The sequence below is a fragment of the Vagococcus sp. genome (genome assembly GCF_036639995.1).
Taxonomy (GTDB): Bacteria; Bacillota; Bacilli; order Lactobacillales; family Vagococcaceae; genus Vagococcus.
The window spans coordinates 1-3,765 of record NZ_JAVWHO010000079.1 but is presented as its reverse complement, the minus strand read 5'-3'; the positions used below and the strand labels follow the sequence as shown (position 1 = coordinate 3,765).

The 3,765-nt window shown below is 32.3% G+C and carries 3 protein-coding genes; all 3 read right to left on the bottom strand.

The window, feature by feature from the left end:
* Window positions 1-90 precede the first annotated feature (90 nt).
* From RR554_RS12075 to RR554_RS12065, 3 genes are read right to left on the bottom strand one after another with little or no spacing between them, the layout of a single operon-like run.
* On the bottom strand, window positions 91-1,143 hold the full coding sequence (locus RR554_RS12075; RefSeq protein ID WP_332468139.1) for a sensor histidine kinase: 1,053 nt from the start codon (window positions 1,141-1,143) through the stop codon (window positions 91-93).
* A complete protein-coding gene (locus tag RR554_RS12070; RefSeq protein ID WP_332468138.1) occupies window positions 1,140-1,814 on the bottom strand; it encodes a response regulator transcription factor in 675 nt (224 codons plus the stop codon). Before RR554_RS12070 ends, RR554_RS12075 begins: the two co-directional genes overlap by 4 nt.
* A 15-nt stretch (window positions 1,815-1,829) precedes the next feature.
* Complete coding sequence (locus RR554_RS12065) at window positions 1,830-3,554, bottom strand: ABC transporter ATP-binding protein (protein WP_332468137.1); 1,725 nt, start codon at window positions 3,552-3,554, stop codon at window positions 1,830-1,832.
* Between the last annotated feature and the right edge of the window lie 211 nt (window positions 3,555-3,765).

The following is a 3,765-nucleotide window of genomic DNA, read 5'->3' as shown; positions in this document are numbered from 1 at the left end:
GATAATGGCCAATCTGGTATTTCTAAATACAAGCTCATAGACATTCTTCCTTTTTGATTTAGTAAACTTAGTATAGCAAAAAAGAGATAGCTAATCGCTACTTATCTCAGCTAAAGGCCCAGTAATTTTAAATGTTGTCCCTTCATTAATGATACTTGCTACTTCTATCTTCAAATCCTCATGACATTCTAAAATTTTTGATACAATGGATAGACCCAAACCACTCCCTCCTGTCGTTGCAGTTCTTGAGACGTCTGCTTTATAGAAACGCTCAAATATTCGATTTTTTTGTTCCTCAGTCATTCCAACACCTGTATCTTTAATCAATACTACAAACTCTTTTTCATCAATAGTTAAAGAGATAACTATTTCATCTTTTGGTTCACTAAAACGAATAGCATTGCTTATTAAATTTTGCCAAACTTGATACATTAATTCTTCATTGCCATAGTAATAACAAGGAACAGTTAAAAGACGTGTGCGTATGTCTTTTTCATCTAATTGAACCTTAAAAACTGAGAGTTGTCGTTCTAGTTGACTACTTAAAGAAAACACCTTTTTTTTAATTTTTCTATTCTCTTCAAGAGTCGCCAATTTCAATAAGCTATCACTTAATACTGAAAGTCGCATAGACTCTGCTTGAATATTTTTTAAATAATGCTGCCGTTTCTCTTTATTTTCATTTTCTTTTATCGCTAACTGAGTAAAGCCAATAATTGATGTAAGAGGAGATCTGATTTCGTGAGACACATCTGAAATAAACCCTTGTTTCAGCTCTTCCATCTCTTTTAATTGACCAGATGTTTTTTCTAATTGTTTTAAAAAATCGTCCCAATCATCATCAATAAATCGAAAAAACTTTCCTGTATCATTAGTGTTAACATCAAAATTCCCTTGGCTCATATTTTTCAACATTTTTTTCATTGCCATAAATAACGTTTTTTCACTGACAAACAACCGTCCAATAACAGACGTTATAAGAAATCCAATAACTGTCACAACACCTTGCTTTAACCACCAAGAAAGTGACATATTTAAAAGAGCTAAACTCTGATTTACTGACCAATAAGAAAAAATAAAACAACCGATAGCGATTATAAATGTTGATATGTGAATAACTAGCTTTATTATTTTTCTTTTCAACAGACTACCTCCAATCGGTAACCTGTTCCACGAACTGTTTTTATTTCTATCGTAGCATGAGCCTTTTGTAGTTTTTCTCTAATGCGTTTAATATGAACATCTACTGTTCGCTCGTCTCCTTCATAATCATATCCCCAAATTTTAGTGATCAACTCTTCTCTTGTTACTACTTTATTTGGTTTATTAGCTAGATAGCTGAGTAGATGGAATTCTTTAGGAGCAAGTTCAATCATTTTATTATGACATCTAACATATTGCTCTTCCGCCAATAACGTTAAATTACCAAGAGAAATTCTCATATTTTGATTAATTTGGTATCTTTTAAGCAATGTTTGGATTCGAATAACCAATTCTTCAATCAAAAAAGGCTTGACCAAGTAATCATCTGCACCCAAATTGAACCCTTTTACTTTATCTCGTATCTCACCTCGAGCTGTCAGAAACAAAACAGGAATATCTAGAAAATGTTTAACCTTCTCTGTTAGCTCAAAGCCATCCATCTCAGGCATCATAATATCAACCACCACGATATCAACTAACACTTTTTCTATGATATTTAGTGCCTCTATACCATTTTCAGCAGAATAAACTTCAAAATGCTCATTTTCTAGAGCTATTGTCATGAATTCTAAAATTCTTTTATCATCATCTACAATTAATACCCTGTTCAACTTCTCCACCACCTATTAATTTGTTAACTGCTGCATTGAAAATTCACGATACATCTTATGATTTTCTAGTAATTCTTGATGCGTTCCAATTCCTGTGATTTCTCCATGATCTAAAAAAATTATCTTATCGGCATTAACAACTGTGGATAACCTGTGTGCAATAACTAATGTTGTTCGATTTTCCATTAAATTTTGTAAACCTTCCTGAACAACTTTTTCTGAGTGACTATCTAAGCTTGCTGTTGCTTCATCTAATAATAAAATATCAGGATTTCTTAAAAAAGCTCTCGCTATTGCTATTCTTTGTCTTTCTCCACCTGATAGCAAAGAACCTTTTTCTCCAACTAATGAGTGATACCCTTCAGGCAAACGGTCAATAATTTCTTTTCCACATGCAAGCTCCATGACACTATCTAACTCTTTTTCTGTCACTTCTCTTTCTAACCCAAACGTTAAATTATCTCTAATCGATCCTGATAACATCATGCTTTCTTGTTGAACGTAACCTATCTTTCTTCGCCACTCTTTTAACGAAAATTCTGTGATATCTTTTTTTCCATACTTTATTTTACCAGATTTAGGTTGATAAAAAGATTCAATTAAAGAAAACAATGTACTCTTTCCACTACCACTAGGCCCAACAAAAGCTACTGTTTGATTTTGTTGGGCATAAAAATTAATTTGTTGAAGTAACACTGTTTCTTTATTGTAAGAAAAATCGACTTTCTCAAAACTTATAGAACCGTCATTAACATTTACGGATTCTCCTGTGGTTAGATCCTCTATAGGTTCATCTAATAACTTAATAATCCTCTCTGTTGCACCATTTACCTTTTGCAACGAAGTAAAAAACGTTCCAAAAGCAATTATTGGACTAACCACTTGAAACAAATATAAAATAAAAGCAATCAAGGTCCCTGCAGACAGCGTTCCTTGAGAAACACGATAACCTCCATAAGCAACAATCCCCATAATAATCCCCATAACAACAATCGACATAATAGGATTTAATGTTGCAATTATTTTAGCTTCTCTTTTCCCAAATTCAAATAATTTATTAATCCCATTTTCCATCTCTTTCTCAGCTTTTTCTTCACCATTAGATACTTTTACTAAAGGTAAAGCTGATAGAATTTGACCAAAATCTGCTGAAAATAATGCTGTTTCTTCTTGCGTTTTCTTTGAGATACTAAATATTTTTTTACCTAATGGAACAATAGCGATTGCTACTATCGGAATAGCTAAAAAAATAATTAGAGTCATTTTCCAGTCCATATAAAATAAAATGACGGTTGCACAACTCAATGTAACCACGCCTGAAATAAATGTTGGAATATTCTCACTGACAAAATCTTTAATTAAGTTAGTATCATTGATTGTTCGACTAACTAATTCTCCAGGCCTTTCAACTTGAAAATATGAAACTGGAAAATAAATACTTTGATGTGCCAATTTCATCCGAATTTCTTTTACCATAAAATGCCCCGTGTATACTAATAAATAGATTGCAATACAATTAAATAGCGCTTGACCTACAAAAAGAGCTATAACTAATACACCTTCTTGTAAAGAGATACCCGAAAAGGATTTATCTACCATTTTTTGAATAATCATTGGAACAGCTAAACTAACTAGAGAGGCTAAAACACTTGCCATTGCAGAAATCATCAGCCAACTCTTTTTAGGTTTAGTTAATCGAATCAACTCCTTTAACCCTGTTTTATTATTTTTTTCTTTCATCTGTCTCACCTTCACTTTCTTTAATGCCTAAACTATAAATGAGTTATATGAACAACAGATGAACGACCTGAAAAGTATGAGTAAAATTGAGGTTCTCTTTTATCCTCTGACCATATAAAAAGAGGCTAATTTTTTATCAGCCCCTAACATTTAAATTTTTATTCTATTTATTAGCTACCTTCACTTGATAAGACAAACTGACCGGACTTAC

Coding starts and splice junctions, on each gene's coding strand:
- RR554_RS12065 (WP_332468137.1), bottom strand. CDS start 3,554: ATGAAAGAAAAAAATAATAAAACAGGGTTAAAGGAGTTGATTCGATTA.